Source organism: Lipingzhangella halophila, from assembly GCF_014203805.1.
Taxonomy (GTDB): domain Bacteria; phylum Actinomycetota; class Actinomycetes; order Streptosporangiales; family Streptosporangiaceae; genus Lipingzhangella; species Lipingzhangella halophila.
In genome coordinates this window covers 4439639-4457042 of sequence record NZ_JACHJT010000001.1, presented here as the reverse complement: position 1 = coordinate 4457042, position 17404 = coordinate 4439639, and the positions used below count along the sequence as shown (strand labels likewise).

General features: G+C 71.2%; 15 protein-coding genes. 6 read left to right on the top strand and 9 right to left on the bottom strand.

The window, feature by feature from the left end; translation table 11 throughout:
* The first annotated feature begins 202 nt into the window (after window positions 1-202).
* Window positions 203-850: a GntR family transcriptional regulator gene (locus F4561_RS20445; protein WP_184580980.1), complete on the top strand. Its 648-nt coding sequence runs from the start codon at window positions 203-205 to the stop codon at window positions 848-850.
* A 256-nt stretch (window positions 851-1106) separates the two neighbouring features.
* Here the strand turns inward: F4561_RS20445 and F4561_RS20440 are convergent, their stop codons facing one another.
* On the bottom strand, window positions 1107-1271 hold the full coding sequence (locus tag F4561_RS20440) for a hypothetical protein (protein WP_184580979.1): 165 nt from the start codon (window positions 1269-1271) through the stop codon (window positions 1107-1109).
* A gap of 110 nt (window positions 1272-1381) precedes the next feature.
* On the opposite strand from F4561_RS20440, the gene F4561_RS20435 reads away from it, so the two are divergent.
* The 5 genes from F4561_RS20435 (at window position 1382) to F4561_RS20415 (ending at window position 8150) form a co-directional block, all read left to right on the top strand.
* Window positions 1382-2536 (top strand): Ldh family oxidoreductase, encoded by a 1155-nt coding sequence (locus tag F4561_RS20435; RefSeq protein WP_184580978.1) that lies wholly within the window; start codon window positions 1382-1384, stop codon window positions 2534-2536.
* Window positions 2537-2751: 215 nt separating this feature from the next.
* Entirely contained in the window at window positions 2752-2952 is a 201-nt protein-coding gene (locus F4561_RS20430; RefSeq protein WP_184580977.1) for a hypothetical protein, read from the top strand.
* Window positions 2949-4673: an IlvD/Edd family dehydratase gene (locus tag F4561_RS20425; protein WP_184580976.1), complete on the top strand. Its 1725-nt coding sequence runs from the start codon at window positions 2949-2951 to the stop codon at window positions 4671-4673. Before F4561_RS20430 ends, F4561_RS20425 begins: the two co-directional genes overlap by 4 nt.
* 291 nt (window positions 4674-4964) lie before the next feature.
* Window positions 4965-5333 (top strand): hypothetical protein, encoded by a 369-nt coding sequence (locus tag F4561_RS20420; RefSeq protein WP_184580975.1) that lies wholly within the window; start codon window positions 4965-4967, stop codon window positions 5331-5333.
* A 153-nt stretch (window positions 5334-5486) separates the two neighbouring features.
* On the top strand, window positions 5487-8150 hold the full coding sequence (locus F4561_RS20415; protein WP_184580974.1) for a valine--tRNA ligase: 2664 nt from the start codon (window positions 5487-5489) through the stop codon (window positions 8148-8150).
* 781 nt (window positions 8151-8931) lie between these two features.
* Here F4561_RS20415 and F4561_RS20410 read toward each other — a convergent pair.
* From F4561_RS20410 to F4561_RS20375, 8 genes are all read right to left on the bottom strand, one after another.
* Window positions 8932-9717, bottom strand: a complete 786-nt coding sequence (locus F4561_RS20410; RefSeq protein WP_184580973.1) for an SDR family NAD(P)-dependent oxidoreductase — start codon at window positions 9715-9717, stop codon at window positions 8932-8934.
* 132 nt (window positions 9718-9849) lie between these two features.
* Window positions 9850-10920 carry a P1 family peptidase gene (locus F4561_RS20405; RefSeq protein WP_184580972.1) on the bottom strand — a complete coding sequence of 357 codons (1071 nt, stop codon included), beginning with the start codon at window positions 10918-10920 and terminating at the stop codon, window positions 9850-9852.
* Complete coding sequence (locus F4561_RS20400; RefSeq protein ID WP_184580971.1) at window positions 10917-12152, bottom strand: M20 family metallopeptidase; 1236 nt, start codon at window positions 12150-12152, stop codon at window positions 10917-10919. The genes F4561_RS20405 and F4561_RS20400 overlap by 4 nt, the downstream gene beginning before the upstream one ends.
* A complete protein-coding gene (locus F4561_RS20395; RefSeq protein WP_184580970.1) occupies window positions 12149-13069 on the bottom strand; it encodes an ATP-binding cassette domain-containing protein in 921 nt (306 codons plus the stop codon). The genes F4561_RS20400 and F4561_RS20395 overlap by 4 nt, the downstream gene beginning before the upstream one ends.
* Window positions 13062-14075, bottom strand: a complete 1014-nt coding sequence (locus F4561_RS20390) for an ABC transporter ATP-binding protein (protein ID WP_184580969.1) — start codon at window positions 14073-14075, stop codon at window positions 13062-13064. The genes F4561_RS20395 and F4561_RS20390 overlap by 8 nt, the downstream gene beginning before the upstream one ends.
* The gene (locus F4561_RS20385; protein WP_184580968.1) at window positions 14072-14959 is read right to left on the bottom strand and encodes an ABC transporter permease; all 888 of its coding nucleotides are present in this window, start codon (window positions 14957-14959) and stop codon (window positions 14072-14074) included. Before F4561_RS20385 ends, F4561_RS20390 begins: the two co-directional genes overlap by 4 nt.
* Window positions 14956-15906 carry an ABC transporter permease gene (locus F4561_RS20380; protein WP_184580967.1) on the bottom strand — a complete coding sequence of 317 codons (951 nt, stop codon included), beginning with the start codon at window positions 15904-15906 and terminating at the stop codon, window positions 14956-14958. The genes F4561_RS20385 and F4561_RS20380 overlap by 4 nt, the downstream gene beginning before the upstream one ends.
* A gap of 7 nt (window positions 15907-15913) precedes the next feature.
* On the bottom strand, window positions 15914-17404 hold the full coding sequence (locus tag F4561_RS20375) for an ABC transporter substrate-binding protein (RefSeq protein ID WP_221445563.1): 1491 nt from the start codon (window positions 17402-17404) through the stop codon (window positions 15914-15916).

Below are 17404 nucleotides of genomic sequence, written 5' to 3'. Positions count from 1 at the left end.
GCGGCCGCAAGGGGCGGGGTGGCTGCGGGGTGCGCCCGGCGTTTCGGACCTCCGCGTATTCGCTGGTCAGAACGGGTCTCCGGGTGGTATTTGGAATTTGGTATTCCACATACCCTTGTTAGCGCCTAAAGGGCAATGTAACGTGCGGCACATGGATGCGCTAGCCCCGATGCGGGCTCACGGGCCACTCCCGGCCCTTCGGATGAGCGACTCGGCCTACGAGGCGCTCGAAGGGGCCATCGTCCGCTGCGAGCTCCCACCCGGTACGCCCCTGGTCGACCGGCAGCTCTCCGAGGCGCTCGGCGTGAGCCGGACACCGATCCGCGACGCCATGCAGGCCCTGGAGACCGTTGGTCTGGTGGTGCGTACCCGGGGGCGGTACTCGGTCGCCGGTTTCGAGCTGGACGACGTCCGGGAGCTGTTCCAGATGCGCCGGCTACTGGAACCGCCCGGTCTGGAGGCGCTGGCCAGGACCTGGGACCCGGACACGGTCCAGGAGCTGGCGACCTTCTTCGACGAGGCCGACCCACCGGGGCCGCCCGGCCCCTACGAGCAGTACCTGGCCCGCGACCACGCATTCCACAAGCGCATCGTCGAACTGACCGGCAACTCGCGGTTGGTGCACTTCTACGCGATCGCGGAAAAGCAGATCAACCGGATCCGGCATTTTCTCGCCCCCGGGTACGCCGGGCGTATGAGAGAGGTCGTCAACGAGCACCAGGACGTCTGCGACGCCATCGCACGGCACGACCTGGACGGCGCTCGGGACGCGCTGCTGGGCCACCTCGAATCCGGCGAGGCGACCATGCACAAATTCCTGGAGGAACAGCAGAAGGACGCAGGCGGATAACGCGATAGCGGTATCCGCAGGACAGGCCGAGCACCGTCCCACCGCGCGCGGCATTGTTCTGCCGCATTTCCCGTAGAGGTATGTCGCTTCGTTGGAGGCGCGAGTTTGGCATGCCGAAAAACAGTAGGAATCCACGAGAAGGAAGTTCGTTTCCGGGGTGCCGCGGTTTCCTGCGGACGTGCGGAATCGGGCTGACCGGGGCCGCCCTCGGCGGCGGCGCGCTCTCGGGCTGCTCCGGAAGCAGCGGTGCGGCCAACTACCCCGAGCGGCCGATCCAGATGATCGTCGCCCACGCACCGGGCGGCGGAACCGACGTCGGCGCCCGGATCCTGCGACCGACGTCCTCGCGGGCGGCCTGGTCCTCGGCGATGCCGACGGCACCCTCGCCGTGCCGCGGGATTCCGCCACCGAGGTGGCCCACGATGCGGCCGCCACACAGGCATAAGGAGGAACGAACAGTGCAGGACATCGCCCGCGAGGGCTGGGACCGGACGTGGATCGGGCGCACGCTGCGCGAGAACGGATGCGACCATGCGTGACCGAAGCGGGCCGCGTGCCCCGACCGGCGCGCCGGGGACCGAACGCGTCGGCCACGAGCCACTGCACGAGCTAGTTCGGGAGATCTTCGCGGCCGCCGGGCTGGCCAGCGAGGACGCCGAGACCGTGGCCGAGCACCTGGTCCAGGCCGACCTGCGCGGGGTCAGCTCGCATGGTGTGGTCCGCACCGGAATCTACGTGTCCCGGATTCGGAGAGGGCTGGTCGAACCGCGCCCGCGGATCGCCGAGCTGACCGCCACCCCGGTGAGCGCGCTGCTGGACGGAGGCAACGGGCCGGGCATCGTGGTCGCCAGCGCGGCGATGCGCACCGCGACCACGAAGGCCACGCAATCCGGGATCGGGGCGGTCAGCGTCCGCGGCTCCAACCACTGCGGGATGCTGGCCTACTACACCGCCATGGCGTCCGCGCGGGGACTGATCGGATTCGCCACCACCAGTGCCCCGCCGACCATGGCGCCGTGGGGCGGCACCCAGCCGTTCTTCGGCACCAACCCGCTCTCGTACGCGGTCCCCACACCCGCGGACCAGCCGGACGTCGTCTTCGACATGGCCACCAGCAACGTGGCCCGCGGCAAAATCGTCCTGGCACACAAGGCGGGCGAGCCGATCCCGCTGGGCTGGGCGCTCAGCTCCGACGGCGAGCCCACCGGGGACCCCGCCACCGCACTGGCGGGGTCCATGCTCCCGTTGGGAGAACACAAGGGGTCCGGGCTGGCCATGCTGGTCGACATCCTCTCCGGGGTGCTCTCCGGCGCCAACTACGGCCCGCACATCCCGCAGCTGTACGAGGTCGACAGCCGGGAGGAGCAGAACGTGGGGCATTTCTTCCTGGCGCTGCGCCCCGACCTGTTCCTGCCGCTCGCGGAGTTCAACGAGCGTGCGGCGACGATGGCCGACGAGCTGCGTGCCCTGCCCACCGCCCAGGAGCACGCGCGGGTGCTCCTGCCGGGCGAGCCGGAGGCCGAACGGGAGGCCGACCACCGCCAGCACGGCATCCCCCTGACCCCGGCGGTGCGCCAGGAGCTGGCACAGGTCGCCGCGGACCTGGGTGCCGCCAGCGGCCGGACGGACTTCCTCGGAGTCCCCGATCCCCGTGCACACCCTCTCGAAGAGGAGGAAGCCGGATGAGTGAGGCCCTGGACCGGTTGCGGGAACGGCTCACGGCCGCGGGGCGGAATCGTGGTCGGCCACTCCGGCGGGGTGGACTCGGCACCGCTGGCCTACGCCGCCGCTGAGCGGGGTGCGCTGTTCCCCGCCGCGGCACACCACGACCGTGCGCGTGCGCGGGCACGCGATCCGGGTTCAAGCACGGGCCGTGGGGCGGCAAGCCCGAGTACGAGGACGTGGTCCGGGCCGCCGAGACACTGGGCCTGCCGCCGCACACCGTCGCCGACACGGCCCGGCGCCAGGTGGACCCGCACCCGTCGCTGCACGGCCCGGGCCAAGACCCGGAAGACCAGAACGAGTACCAGGACGAGAACGACCAGAACACCGCCGCGCGCAACGGGCCTGTCCCGGCCGGTGCGCGGAGCGATAGGGGATGAGCGTGCCTTCGCAACGACGCAGCCAGGACTTCTTCACCGAGGAGGGCGTCGCCGGGTTCACCCACCGCGCGATGACCAAGGCCATGGGGTTCGACGACACGAACCTGCGTGGTGGGCCGGTGATCGGCATCTGCAACACCTACAGCGAGCTGAACAACTGCCACAGCAACTTCAACACGCTGTGCGAGGCGGTCAAGCGCGGCGTCCTGCAGGCCGGCGGCACCCCGCTGGAGTTCCCCACGATCTCGCTAGGGGAGACGTTCCTGACGCCGACCTCGATGCTGCAGCGCAACCTGGCGGCGATGGACACCGAGGAGATGATCCGGTCCCAACCGCTGGACGGCGTCGTGCTGCTGACCGGGTGCGACAAGACCACACCCGCGGCGCTCATGGGCGCCATCAGCGCGGACCTGCCGGCCATCATGGTCAGCGGCGGTCCCCAGCTCAACGGGTACTTCCGCGGCGAGACCCTGGGGGCGTGCACCGACTGCCGGCGGCTGACGGCCGAGCACCGCGCCGGGGAGATGGACGACCAGTCCTACAAGGAGCTGGAGGACGGGATCGTGCGCGGGCCCGGCCACTGCATGGTGATGGGCACCGCGTCGACCATGAACTCGATCACCGAAGCGCTGGGCATGGCGCTGCCGGGCAACGGCAACATCCCCGCGGTGGACGCCCGGCGGCTGCAGCACGCCCAGGCCGCGGGCCGGCGCATCACCGCGATGGCCGAGGAGGACCTGCGCCCCTCGCGGATCCTCACCGAGAAAGCCTTCGAGAACGCGCTCACGCTGCTCAGCTCGTTGGGGGGCAGCACCAACGCGGTGGTCCACCTGCCGGCGATCGCCGGCCGCGCCGGGATCGACCTGCCGCTGGAGCTGTTCGACGAGATCAGCCGGCGCACGCCCATCCTGGCCAACACGCGTCCCGTCGGCCAGTACCAGATGCAGGAGCTGCACAACGCCGGAGGCATCCCCGGGCTCATGCGCCGGCTGCTTCCGCTGCTGCACGGCGACGAGCTCACCGTGACCGGCCGCAGCATCACCGACAACGTCCACGCGGCGCGCGTGGAAGACTCCGACGTCATCCGGCCCCTGGACAACCCGGTGCACCCGCACGGCGGTATCGCCGTGCTGCGCGGCAACCTCGCGCCAGAGGGAGCGGTCGTCAAGCACGTGGCGGCCAGCCCGGAGCTCAGCCAGCACAGGGGCCGCGCCGTGGTCTTCGAGGACGTCGAGGACCTGAAGAGCCGGATCGACCGCGACGACCTCGGCGCGGACGCCTCCAGCGTCCTGATGCTGCGCAACGCCGGGCCGCTCGGCGGGCCGGGCATGCCCGAGGTCGGCAACCTGCCCATCCCGAAGAACCTGCTGCGGCAGGGGGTCCGCGACATGGTCCGGATCTCCGACGGGCGGATGAGCGGCACCGCGTTCGGCACCGTGATCCTGCACGCCGCACCGGAGAGCGCCGCCGGCGGCCCCCTCGCGCTGGTGCGCGACGGCGACGAGATCGAGCTCGACATCCCCAACCGGCGCCTCGCCCTCCTGGTGGACGACACGGAGCTCGAACGCCGCCGCGCGGAATGGTCCCCACCCGCGCCCGCCTACCGGCGCGGGTACGGCCGCCTGTTCCTCAGCTCGGTCAACCAGGCACCGCACGGCTGCGACTTCGACTTCCTGACCGGACGCGACCCGGTCGGGGAGTACCGCCAGCCCAAGTTCTAGGTGCCCCCGGGGGCACCACCGGGAGCGGCAGGGCGCCGGCGCGACGCGGGCGCCTAGGAGGCCGGGAACCTTCGGGTCCTCCGGTGTGGTCGCTCGTTGCTTGTTTGCTCACCTGCGGATCTTGTAGAACTCGGGTGGCGTCCGAGGTGTCTTTTGGGCTCGCACGCTCGCGGGCGTCCTGCCATCGGCGGCGCACGAGCGGGACGTGTCTCCTAAGGGAGCCCTGAACCTTCCCCTATTTCGTGCGTCAGCCGGTGTCGGAAGGCCGCCCGCGGGCACATACTTGGAGCCATGACGAAGGAGACGAAGGAAGCGATCCCCCGTGACGAGGTTGCCGCGTCCCTGGCGACCAGCCAGGAGCTCGGAACCGAGTACAACAGCGCCGTGGCCGACGCCCTGGCCGAACGGATCGAGCACACGGTCGACGAGCGCGTGGCGGCCCAACTCGCGGAACGCCTCGCCGAGACGCAGGGTCAGCCCAAGAGGCAGGACATCAGGATCACGTCTCTGCGCTTCGCGTTGGCGGTGGTGTCCATGGTCGTCGCCGTGCCTCTCACCCTCCTCGTCGCCGGGGCGAGCGAGCCCGGAATGGCGGTCGGCATGCTGTGGCTCGGCATCGCGGCGGTCAACGGCATCTTCGTGTTCGCCACCCGCGAGTGACCGCTGACGTTGGCACGGCACCCTTTGCGTGGTGCCTGCTGACGGGACTCGGTGGCGGTGCGAACTCAACGCCGCGGAACATTCGCGGAGGGTCACGAGTGCGAGGGAAGCCGGTTTGGGATTGGCAGGTGAGGGGCACTAGAATTCCACTCTGTGACTGACGAAACCGACGCGACCCACGCCCCTAGCCTGCCCACCCAGTACGCGCCGGGTGAGGTAGAAGACAGGCTGTACCGACGCTGGATCGCGGCCGGTTACTTCGAGGCCGACCCGAAGAGCGGAAAATCCCCGTTCTCGATCGTCATCCCGCCGCCGAACGTCACCGGCGCGCTGCATCTGGGGCACGCCTTCGGGCACACCATCAAGGACGCGCTCACCCGGCGTGCCCGCATGCAGGGGCGGGAGGCGTTGTGGCTGCCCGGCATGGACCACGCCGGCATCGCCACCCAGACCCAGGTGGAGCGGCACCTGGCCACCACCGAGGGCAAGTCCCGCCACGACCTGAGCCGCGAGGAGTTCGTCCAGCGGGTTTGGGACTGGAAGAACGAGTACGGCGGGCAGATCCTCGGCCAGATGCGGCGCCTCGGCGACAGCGTTGACTGGTCGCGCGAGCGGTTCACCATGGACGCCGGGCTGTCCCGGGCCGTGGGCACGATCTTCAAGCGGCTGTTCGACGACGGGCTGATCTACCAGGCCGAGCGGATCATCAACTGGTGCCCGCGGTGTCAGACCGCCCTGTCGGACATCGAGGTCGAGCACCGCGACGACGAGGGCGAACTGGTCTCGATCCGCTACGGCGACGGCGACTCCTCGATCGTGGTCGCCACTACCCGCGCCGAGACCATGCTGGGGGACACCGGGGTCGCCGTTCACCCCGGCGACGAGCGCTACCGCCACCTGATCGGCCAGACGATCGAGCTGCCCCTCACCGGGCGCCGCATCCCCGTGGTGGCCGACGAGCACGTGGACCCGGAGTTCGGTAGCGGCGCGGTCAAGGTCACCCCGGCCCATGACCCCAACGACTTCGAGATCGGCCAGCGCCACGACCTGCCCGCCATGGTGATCATGGACGAGCGGGCCATCATCACCACGCACGGCCCATTCGAGGGCCTGGACCGGTTCGAGGCTCGCCCGGCGGTGGTGGCGGCCCTGCGCCAGCAGGGGCGCATCGTCGACGAGACGCGCCCCTACGTCCACGCGGTCGGCCACTGCTCGCGCTGCGACACCATCGTTGAGCCACGGCTGTCCCAGCAGTGGTTCGTCAAGGTCGAGTCCCTGGCCACAGCCGCCGGCGACGCGGTGCGCGACGGCCGCGTGCGGCTGCACCCACCGGAGATGGCCACCCGCTACTTCGACTGGGTCGACAACATGCACGACTGGTGCATCAGCCGCCAGTTGTGGTGGGGACACCGCATTCCCGTGTGGTACGGGCCGAACGGCGAGGTGGTCTGCGTCGGCCCCGACGAGGAGCCCCCCACCGGAGAGGGCTGGTACCAGGACCCGGACGTCCTCGACACGTGGTTCTCCTCGGCGCTGTGGCCGTTCTCCACCCTGGGCTGGCCCGACGACACCGAGGACCTGCGCGCCTTCTATCCCACCAGTGTCATGGTGACCGGCTACGACATCCTCTTCTTCTGGGTCGTGCGGATGATGATGTTCGGCCTGTACGCCATGGCCGACCGCGGGCCGGCGGAGTCGGTGCCGTTCCGGGACGTCGTGCTGCACGGGCTCGTCCGGGACAAGCACGGCAAGAAGATGTCGAAGTCCCGCGGCAACGCTGTCGATCCGCTGGACTGGATGGAGACCTACGGCAGCGACGCGCTTCGCTTCACCCTCGCCAGGGGCGCCAACCCCGGGACCGATGTGCCCATCGGCGAGGACTGGGTGCAGGGGTCGCGCAACTTCTGCAACAAGGTCTGGAACGCCACCCGTTTCGCCCTGATGAACGGCGCCAAGGTCGACCCGGCGCTGACCGGCGGCGAGTCCTCCGGGCCGCTGCCCGCGGCGGAGCGGTTGACCACGGCGGACCGCTGGATCCTCTCCCGGCTGAACCGGGTTGTCGCCGACGTCGACGCGGCCTACGAGGAGTTCCACTTCGCGCGGGTGTGCGACATCCTCTACCACTTCGCCTGGGACGAACTGTTCGACTGGTACGTCGAGCTGTCCAAGACACCGCTGCAGCACGGGGGTGCCGAGGCCGAGACCACGCGGGCCGTGCTCGGCCACGTCCTCGATGTCACGCTGCGCCTGCTGCATCCGGTGATCCCGTTCGTCACCGAGGAGCTGTGGCTGGGTCTGACCCACCAGGAGTCCATCACCGTCGCGCCGTGGCCGCACGCCGAGAACGGGCTCGCTGCCGCCGAGGCCGAGGACACCATTGGTGAGCTGCAGACCGTCGTCACCGAGATCCGCCGGTTCCGCAGCGAGCAGGGCCTCAAGCCCGGCCAGCGCGTTCCCGCGCGCCTGCACTTCGACCGCCCGCTGCTGAGCGGCTTCGAGGAGCACATCCGCAACCTGACCCGGCTGATCGAGCCCGCGGACGGCTTCGCCAGCTCGGCTGCGCTCGATGTCGCCGGGGTGCGCGTGGAACTGGACCTCTCGGACGCGGTCGACTTCGCAGCCGAACGCAAGCGGTTGGAGAAGGATCTGGCCGAAGCGGAGAAGCGCAAGACGTCCGCCGAGTCGCAACTGGCGAACTCCGCCTTCACCAGTAAGGCCCCGGAGACGGTCGTGGAGAACGTCCGCGCCCGGCTCGCCGAGTCCGAGGCGGAGATCAGCCGGATCAGCAACCAGCTCGCCGCGCTGCCCCAGTCCTAGCCCAACATCGCCGATCGATCTTGCGCGACTCCGCCCCTTCGGTCGCTCTTGGCGCCCAAGGGCGGTTTCCGCACGATAAGTGCATGGTTGGGGGCACGATCACCGATGCTGGCCGCGGACGGTCGCGCGCCCGACGGGGCAGCGAAGGCGGCGGGTGGGCCAGCCCGCAGTGATCGGTGCGGGTGCCCGGCTGTGGCGCGCCCGACGAGGGCAGCGAGGACGGCGGGTGGCACCGGGGTGGCTGATTTCGCCCGGCGTGGGGCTTGGGATCTCCGCTGCCCGCCCGCGTGTGTCCGCTACGTCCGATTTTCGCGCTGATCTTGAGGATTGCGTTCCTTTACCGCGCGGTAAAGGAACGCAATCCTCAAGATCAGCGCCCAGACCGCTCACAATCCAGACATAGCGGGCGCGCGAGGGCTCACGCCGCACCGAAACCGACCGTGCGGACATATTCGGCGCCGAGAACGTCCCCACAGACACCCCCACTGGACCCCACCACCGACCTTCGCCGCCCTCGTCGCGTGCGCGACCACCGGGCACCAGTCGCGACCCCCGCGGGCCGGCCCATCCGCCGCCCTCGATGCCCCCGTTGGGTGCGCCACCATCGGGTATCCGCACCGACACACGCCCACCCGGCTATCCGGTGTCTTCGCCGCCCCGTTGGATGCGGTACCACGCGCCCGCCGTACCGATGGGCGCCCTCCCACCCCACAACACCGAAACTCCACGCGTTCGGGAAGGAACCGAATCGCACAAGATCGGCGATGAGCGTGCGCGATAGTTAAGCGGTGCCCGGTGGGTCGTAGCGGCCGTCCACCGCGGTCCAGCCGCCGTCGACGGGGAGCACCGCCCCGGTGACGAAGCTGGCCGCGTCGGAGGCCAGGTAGACCACGGCACCGGCCGTCTCGTCCGGCGTTGCCCACCGCCCCAGGGCGCTCTTGGCGGCATAGGCGTCGTACCAGGCCGGATCGTTCTTGATCGGGCCGGTCAAGGGGGTCTCGACCACGCCCGGGGCGACCGCGTTGACGCGCACCCCGGCGGGGCCGAACTCGGCCGCGGCGGTGCGCACCAGTTGCACCAGGCCGGCCTTGGTGGCGGCGTAGACACTCTGGCCCGGCTCCACGGTGTAGGCGCGGATGGAGGAGAAACCGATGATGCTGCCGCGCCCCCGCTCGACCATGCCGGAGCCGAAAGCGCGGATCAGGTCGAACGAGGCGCGCAGGTTGAGGTCGACGACGCGGCTGAACTCCTCGGGGGCGTAGTCGAGGATCCGCTTGCGCACGTTCGTCGCGGGCGTGAAGACCAGGATGTCCGTCCCTGGCCCGGCGTCCGTCTGGTCGGCCACCGCGTGTATCGCCGCGGGGTCCAGTACGTCCAGAGGGCTTGCCTCGGCTGAGGGCCCGATCCCGCGGGCGGTCTCGGCGGCCGCGTCGCCGTCGATGTCCAGGCAGGCCACGGTCGCGCCGTGCGCGCCCAGCGCGTGGGCGGCCGCCCGCCCGATCCCGCTACCGGCCCCGACAACGACGGCATGCCGTCCGTCCAGCCGGAACAACCGGGTGTAGTCCACTGGCGTCTCCGTTCTTTCGGTTGCGGCTTACTCGACTGGTCCGTCCGGATGCCGGCCGGCCCGGTTCGCGTGTTTCGTGCGCCATCCCCGGCGCGGGGCCGCCCGGACGAGCGCCCGCCCGGCCGGCGGGCGTCACCGGTCGCCTCCGGGGGTGCGGGCGTTGGCCGAGGGGAAGGCGTCGCGGAAACCGAACCATGCGCCGCCTGATGTGCGAACGGAGTCGGCGGCGAGCAGCCCGTCGACGATGGCGCGCGTCATGCAGTCCCCGGCCGCGGTGAGCAGCGCGTGCAACGCGAACTGGTCCGGCTCCGCCCGCTCGCCGGTGGCCAGGCAGAACACCGTGTCACCGTCGTACATGGTGTGGACCGGCCGGATCGCACGCGCCAGACCGTCGTGCGCGATGCCGGCGATCTTGGCGCAGCGGGCCTTGGACAGGGTGGCGTCGGTGGCGACGACACCGAGCGTCGTGTTCAGCGAGACACCGGGCGTGTCGGCCACAGTGGCGCGGTACGCCGCGAGATCGCCGGGGGAGGGGCGCTCTGGAGCGGGGTCCCCGGGAAGCCCGTAGCGCTGGCCGTAGAGCTCGCCGGTCGCCGGATCGACAGGGGAGCCGGCGCTGTTCACCACGGCCAGGGCGGCCACCGTCGTGCCGTCGCCGAGGACCGCGCTGGCGGTACCGACACCCCCCTTCAGGACTCCCGCCACAGCCCCCGTGCCGGCGCCGACGTTGCCGCGCGCCGGGACCGCGCCGGCCCCGGCGTCCAGCGCGGCGTCGTAGGCGCCGGCGCCGAAGGCCACGTCGGGCCGGGCGGTCGCGTCCCCGCCGCGTCCCAGGTCGAAGACGGACGCGGCCGGCACGATGGGCACAATGATTTCCTCGTTGACGCGTACCCCCGAGCCCGCCGCGGCGAGCCGGTCGGCCACACCGTGTGCGGCGGCCAGCCCGAAGGCGCTCCCGCCGCAGAGCACGATTGCGTTGACCCGTTCCACCACGTTCCGGGGGTCCAGCAGGTCGGTCTCGTGGGTGCCGGGGCCGCCGCCGCGCACGTCGACACCGCCCACGGCGCCTTCGGGGGGAGCGAGGACGACGGTGCTGCCGCTCAGCCAGGTGCCGTCGGTGGCTGTTCGGTGGCCGACCCGGATCCCGGCGACGTCGACCAGGCTGTTGGTGGGGCCGGGGACCACTCCGGCGCCCTCGCTCATCGGCCGGCTCCGGTGGAGTGGCACAGGAAGCGGTGCGCGGCCTCGGCGTAGACGTGGGCGAACCGCACGATGTCGCTGACCGCCACGAACTCGTTGGCCTGGTGAGCGATCCACTTGCCACCAGGGCCGTAGACGACGTTGGGAATGCGCGCGTCGCGTGCCAGGATCGTGCCGTCGGTCGCGCCGGGAACCCCGCCGTAGCGTGGTGGTTCGCCGGTGACGGCTTCGTGGGCCCCGGCCAGCGCCGCCACGACGGGCGCGTCCGGGGCGACCTCCACGGCAGGACGGTCGTCGACTACCGTGACATCGGCGCCCAGCGCGCGGTCGGCGGCCACCTCGGCGGCGAGCTCGCGTACCCGCGAGATGAGCGTCGCGTGGTCGACCGCGGGGATGGTGCGCACGTCCAGGTAGGCGGTCGCGTGCGCGGGAATGACGTTGACCTGGTCCGGGTCGCCGCCGTGCACCACGGTCGGAGTGACGTGGATCCGGCCGAGGTGCTCGTGCGTGCCGTGCTGGCGGGTCAACTCCTCCTCGTAGCGGGCGAGCGCGGTGAAGAGCGAGCCCACCGCGGGCACCGGATTGCGGGCGTGCTGCGGCATCGCGCCGTGCGCCATCGTTCCGGTGAACTCCACCCGCAGCCGGATCGCCCCCTTGGCAGCGAGGCAGATCTCGCCCTCCTCGGGCTCGCACACGATGGCGCTGTCCACATCGGCGGCGGTGGGGGAGGCGGCGAAGTGCTTCGCCCCGAGCATCATGCCCTCCTCGTCAGCCAGAGCGCACACCTTGATCCGCCCGGGGAAAGGGCCGGCGGCGCGCAACGCCGCCACCGCGTACAGCATGGCGGCCACCCCGGCCTTCATGTCGGCCGCGCCGCGCCCGTACAACCGCCCGTCGTGGACCTCCCCGCCGTACGGGTCGACGGTCCAGTCCGCGCGGCAGCCCTCGGTGACGACGTCGGTGTGCCCCTCGAACATGAGAGTGGGACCGGGCCCACCCCCGCCCTCGACGACCGCGACCACGTTGGGCCGCCCCGGCGCCACCTCGGTCATCTCGGGCTCCCATCCGAACTCGCGCATCTTGGCGGCCACCAGCGACGCCGCCTCCGCCTCGCTGTAGCCCCGGGCGGGCTCGTGCACGCTGCGGATTCGCACGAGCTCCTGGGCGAAGGCCACGACCCCGTTGGTGTCCACCGGGAACCGGCCCACCCCTGCTGGGACTGGCGATGTCGTCATTGTTCGATCCCCTCTCCGGCGGTGGCCGCGGTCGCGTTCGTGCTTGTGTCCTCCTCGGGGGGACGCGCGCCGCGGGCGAGGTCGGCGGCGGAAGCGCCCGCCAGGGCGCGCCGCAGCGTGGGGACCGCGGCGATGAGGTCCCGGGTGTAGGGGTGCCGGGGATTGTCGTGGACCCGCGCGGTCGGCCCCATCTCCACGATCGCGCCGTCGCGCATCACGGCGGTGGTGTCGCACAGGTGGCGGACCACGGTGAGGTCGTGCGAGACGAACACCAGGGTCAGCGCGTAGCGCTGCACAAGATCTGTGAGCAGGTTGAGGATCTGCGCGCGTACCGACACGTCCAGGGCGCTGACCGGCTCGTCGGCGACCAGCACGGCGGGTCGCGGCGCCAGCGCGCGGGCGATCGAGATGCGTTGTCGCTGCCCGCCGGAGAACTGGTGCGGGAAGCGCTCCGCCGAGTCCGGAGGCAGACCGACGTCGTCGAGCAGTTCGGTGAGCCGCGCAGCGGGGTCGGGGAGCCGTTGCGCGACGAGGGGCTCGGTGATGATGTCGCGCACCCGCATGCGCGGGTCGAGCGAGCCCATCGGGTCCTGGAACACCACCTGCAACCGTTCGCGGAGGAAACGCAACCGTCGCTCGGGCAGGTGCGAGATGTCCTGCCCCGCGAAGCGGACCGAGCCCGCGGTGGGCCGGTCCAGCCCGCACAGCAGGCGGACCAGGGTGGACTTGCCGGAACCCGACTCGCCCACAACGCCGAACCGCTGCCCCGGGGCCACCTCGAACGAGACCCCGCGCAGCGCGGCGACCCGGGGCGCCCGCCGCCGCAACGAGGTGCGCGGCCGGGTGTATGAGCGGTGCAGGTCCTCCACCGCGAGCAGCGGCCCCGCTGCCGCGTCACGTCCCTCCAGCTCACTCATGTCGCTCCACGGGATGCCAGCAGGTGTATCCGGTGCCGGTCCCGGCCCAGGCGGGCGCGGCCGCGCACTGGCTGTCTGCCCGGGGACACCGGTTGCGGAACACGCACCCCTCGGGAAACCGCCCGGCGGCGGGCACCGAGCCCGCGATGGTGCGAAGCTGCCCGCGTTCGTCGGTGGCGTCGAGGTCGGAGGCGTCCAGGAGGCCACGGGTGTAGGGGTGCCGGGGTCGGGAGAGGACGTCGCGCACCGGGCCGGCCTCCACGATCCGGCCGCCGTACATGACCAGCGCCCGCTCGCAGACGGTGGCGACCACCGCGAGGTCGTGGGTGATGAACACGAGCGCGGTCCCGCTCCCGGCGACCCCCGACGAGATCAGCTCCAGCATCTGCGCCTGCACGGTGACGTCCAGGGCCGTCGTCGGTTCGTCGCACAGCAGCACCGCGGGCTCGTTGGCCAGCGCCATGGCCAGCATCACCCGTTGGCGCTGGCCACCGGAGAGCTGGTGCGGGTAGGCGCGCGCGGCGCCCGCCGGGTCCGGGAGCCGGACGCGGCCGAGGAGATCCACCGCCGCCCGCCGGGCCGCGCGCCGCTCCGGGGCGCGCCCGTGCACGAGCATGACCTCGGCGACCTGGTGGCCGACGCGCATCACGGGGTTGAGCGCGGTCATGGGTTCCTGGAAGACCATGGCCATCCGGTCGCCGCGCACCGCGGACAGCGTGCGCTCGGGGGACGTCAGCAGGTTGCCCTCGACGCCCGCCAACCGCACGGTCCCGCGCGCGTGCACGTCCTCGGGCAGCAACCCCATCAGCGCCAGGGCGGTCAGCGACTTGCCCGAGCCCGATTCCCCGATCAGGCCCACGCGCTCGCCCGGGGTCAGGGTGAACGACACGTCGCTGACCAGGTTCTGTCGCGCGGTGCCAATGGAGAGCCCCGCCACCGACAACACGGGGTCGTCCCCGCTGCCAGAGCGCGGCTCGGGGCGCGGTGTCCGGGAGGTGGCGGTCATCCTGGACGCTCCTGCAGACGTGGGTCGAGCCGGTCCCGCAGCCCGTCGCCGAGCAGGTTGAACCCGAGAACCGCGAGCGCGATCGCGAGCCCCGGCCACAGCGCGAGCGCGGGCGCGGTGAACAGCAGCTCCTGGGACTCCTGCAGCATCCGCCCCCACGACGGGGTTGGCGGCCGGGTACCGAACCCGAGGAACGACAGCGCGGCCTCGGCCAGGATCGCGATGGCGAACGACACCGAGCACTGCACGATCACCAGGCTGGAGATGTTGGGCAGCACGTGCCGCAGCGCGATCGCCGCGGGGCGCCGACCCGCGGCGCGCGCCGCCTGGATGAAGTCGTAGCTCAGTACCTGCAGCGTCCCGCCGCGCGCGATGCGCGCGAAGCTGGGGATGGTGGCGATGCCGATCGCGACCATCGCGGTGAGGGTGCTCGCGCCGAAAACCGCGCCGAACATGATCGCGAGCAGTAGTGCGGGGAACGCCAGCAGCAGATCGTTGACGCGCATCAGGAACTCTCCGGTCCCGCGCCGCGCCATGCCGGCGAGGATTCCCAGCGGGGTGCCGATGGCTGCCGCGACGCCGACGGCCACCACGCCGACGAACAGGGTGACCCGCGCGCCCGCCATGAGCTGGCTGAGGACATCGTGCCCGAACTTGTCGGTGCCCAGCCAGTGGCTGGCGGTTCCCGGTTCCAGGAGGCGCGACGCCGCGTTGCTCTGGGTGGGGTCGTGCGGCGTCCACAGGAAGGAGACCAGGGCGGTCAGGATGATGGCGGCGACCAGGGTGCCGCCGGTGACCAGGCTGGCGTTGGGCGCGCGGCCGGTCCGCCGCGTCTCCGCGGCCGCGCGGTCCCCGGCCCGCCCGCTGCCTTCCGGGCCGCTCATCGGGCTGCCATCCGGATCCGCGGGTCCAGTGCCGTGTACAGCACGTCCACCACGAAATTGAGCAACAGCACGGCCAGCACCAGGACCATCACCACGCCCTGGACCAGCAGCAGGTCACGGTTGCCGACCCCGTCGAGCAGCAGGCTGCCCAGCCCGGGAATGACGAAGACCCGCTCGATGACCACCGCCCCGATCAGCAGCGTCGCCAACTGCAGGGCCAGGACCGTCACCACCGGGATCGCGGCGTTGCGCAGCCCGTGCCGGACCAGCGCCTGGTACGGGCGCATCCCCTTGGCGCGCGCGGTGCGCAGGTAGTCCTCGCGCAGCACGTCGAGGATCGCGGAGCGCACGTAGCGTGTCAGGATGGCGCCCTGCACCAGGCCCAGGGAGACCGCCGGCAGTACGAGCCGGCGCGCGAACGCCCCCGGATCCTCGGCCGGTGCGGTCCAGCCACCCGAGGGCAACCAGCGCAGGTGCACCGCGAACAGCGTGATGAGCATGATCCCCACCAGGAAGTTGGGGACCGCGACGCCGAGCTGGCTGAACCCCGACAGCAGGGTGCCGCTGAGGTGGCGGTGCCGCATCGCGGCGGCGACCCCGAGGGGGAGCGCGATGAGCAGCGCCACCAGCATCCCGGAGAGGACCAGCCACAGGGTCACCTGCAACCGGTCCAGGATCTGCGGGCCGATCTCCGCCCCGCTGACGTAGGAACGCCCGAAGTCCCCGGTGGCCAGGCCGCTGACCCAGTCCCAGTACTGCACGAGGACGGGGCGGTCGGTGCCGTACCGCTCGTGCATCTGCGCGACCGCCTCGGGGGTGGCGTTCGTACCGAGCGCCACCCGGGCGGGGTCGCCCGGCAGCACCGCCATGAAGGCGAACACCACCACTGAGGCCACCCCCAGGCTGACCAGGAAGATCAGCCCTTTGCGTAGGATCCGCAGCGCCACGCGCGGCTCAGCTCCGCGACAAGGGGGTGACGTCGAAGGACTCGCTGACCCGGTTGTCGGGCAGCCCTTCGACTCCGCTGTCGGCGACGATCAGCATCGGCTGCAGGTACAGGAACACCGCGGCGACGTCCTCGGCGAGGAGCTCGGCCGCCTCGGCCATGTGTTCGGTCTGTTCCTCCCCGCCCGACCGGTCGGCCTCCGCCAGCAGGTCCTGGACATCCTCGTTGTCGTAGCCCCAGTAGTAGTCGGGGTCGGCGAACGTGGGCATGTCGCGGCCCTCGGAGTGCTGGATCACCGTCATGTCGTAGTCGTGGCCGGTGAAGACGTCCTCGAGCCAGACGGCGGGGAACTCCAGCGGCTCGATCTCGGCGGTGATGCCGACATCTTCCAGGTCGGACTGCACCACCCGGGCCGTGTCCATCGCGTACGGCAGGTTGGGAACCGGGAAGTCCAGGGTCAGATCCTCCGCGTCCGCCTCCTCAAGCAGGTCCTCGGCGCGGTCGGGGTCGTGCGGGTGCACCTCGCTGAGATCCTCGTACCACGGGTCGGTGGGCGGCACCATGCTGCCGATCAGCTCTCCGTGGCCCGCCCAAACAGTCTCCAGCAGGGCTTCCTGGTCGATGGCGTGGGCGATCGCCTGGCGGACGCGCCGGTCGGAGAGCGCGTCGCGCTCGTGGTTCAGCCCCAGTACCACCTCGCCGTTGGTGGTGCCCTCGATCACCTGGTACTGGTCGTCGCCGGTGAACTGGTCCAGGCTCTCCGCGGCGGCCAGGGCGCTGATGACGTCGAGGTCGCCGGTCAGCATCGCGTTGGTGAGGGCGTTCTCGTCATCGAAGTAGCGGAACTCCACCGTCTCCGTGGCGGGCTGTTCACCCCAGTAGTCGGCCCTGCGCTGCAGGGTGATGGAGTCGCCCCGGGTCCAGTCGGCGACCTCGTAGGGCCCGGTGCCCACCGGCTCGGTGTCCAGGTTGTCCACGCCGGTGGGGGTGAACATCGCGCCGACGCGGGTCGTCATGGCGTACAGCCAGGCGTTGCTCGGCTCGCTGAGCTCCACCGTCACCTCGGTGGGCGAGACCACCTCGACGGTGTCGACCACGTCCATGACGTCGGCGAGCGAGATCGTCCACTCCTCCTGGGCGCGTTCGATGCTGAACTTGACGTCCTCGGCGGTGAACGACTCACCGTTGCTGAACGTGACATCGGAGTTCAGCTCGAACGTGTAGGTCCGCCGGTCGTCGCTGACCTCCCACGAGTCGGCGAGGGCGGGCTGTATCCCGCCGTCGGGGGCCAGCTCGACCAGGCCCTCGTAGACGTTGGTGAGGAGCACCTCGGGGATCGCCACTCCGTCGTCAGTGGTGAAGTCGAGACTCGCCGGTTCCGCGGTGAACCCGATGGAGAGGCTGGAGTCGTCGCCCGACCCCGCTGAGCATCCGGTACCGAGAACGAGAACACACGCCATAATCGGCGCGGAGAGCCGAGGCAGCGCCACGGTCGACAC

Coding starts and splice junctions, on each gene's coding strand:
- F4561_RS20445 (WP_184580980.1), top strand. CDS start 203: ATGAGCGACTCGGCCTACGAGGCGCTCGAAGGGGCCATCGTCCGCTGC.
- F4561_RS20435 (WP_184580978.1), top strand. CDS start 1,382: ATGCGTGACCGAAGCGGGCCGCGTGCCCCGACCGGCGCGCCGGGGACC.
- F4561_RS20425 (WP_184580976.1), top strand. CDS start 2,949: ATGAGCGTGCCTTCGCAACGACGCAGCCAGGACTTCTTCACCGAGGAG.
- F4561_RS20420 (WP_184580975.1), top strand. CDS start 4,965: ATGACGAAGGAGACGAAGGAAGCGATCCCCCGTGACGAGGTTGCCGCG.
- F4561_RS20405 (WP_184580972.1), bottom strand. CDS start 10,920: ATGAGCGAGGGCGCCGGAGTGGTCCCCGGCCCCACCAACAGCCTGGTC.
- F4561_RS20400 (WP_184580971.1), bottom strand. CDS start 12,152: ATGACGACATCGCCAGTCCCAGCAGGGGTGGGCCGGTTCCCGGTGGAC.
- F4561_RS20395 (WP_184580970.1), bottom strand. CDS start 13,069: ATGAGTGAGCTGGAGGGACGTGACGCGGCAGCGGGGCCGCTGCTCGCG.
- F4561_RS20390 (WP_184580969.1), bottom strand. CDS start 14,075: ATGACCGCCACCTCCCGGACACCGCGCCCCGAGCCGCGCTCTGGCAGC.
- F4561_RS20385 (WP_184580968.1), bottom strand. CDS start 14,959: ATGAGCGGCCCGGAAGGCAGCGGGCGGGCCGGGGACCGCGCGGCCGCG.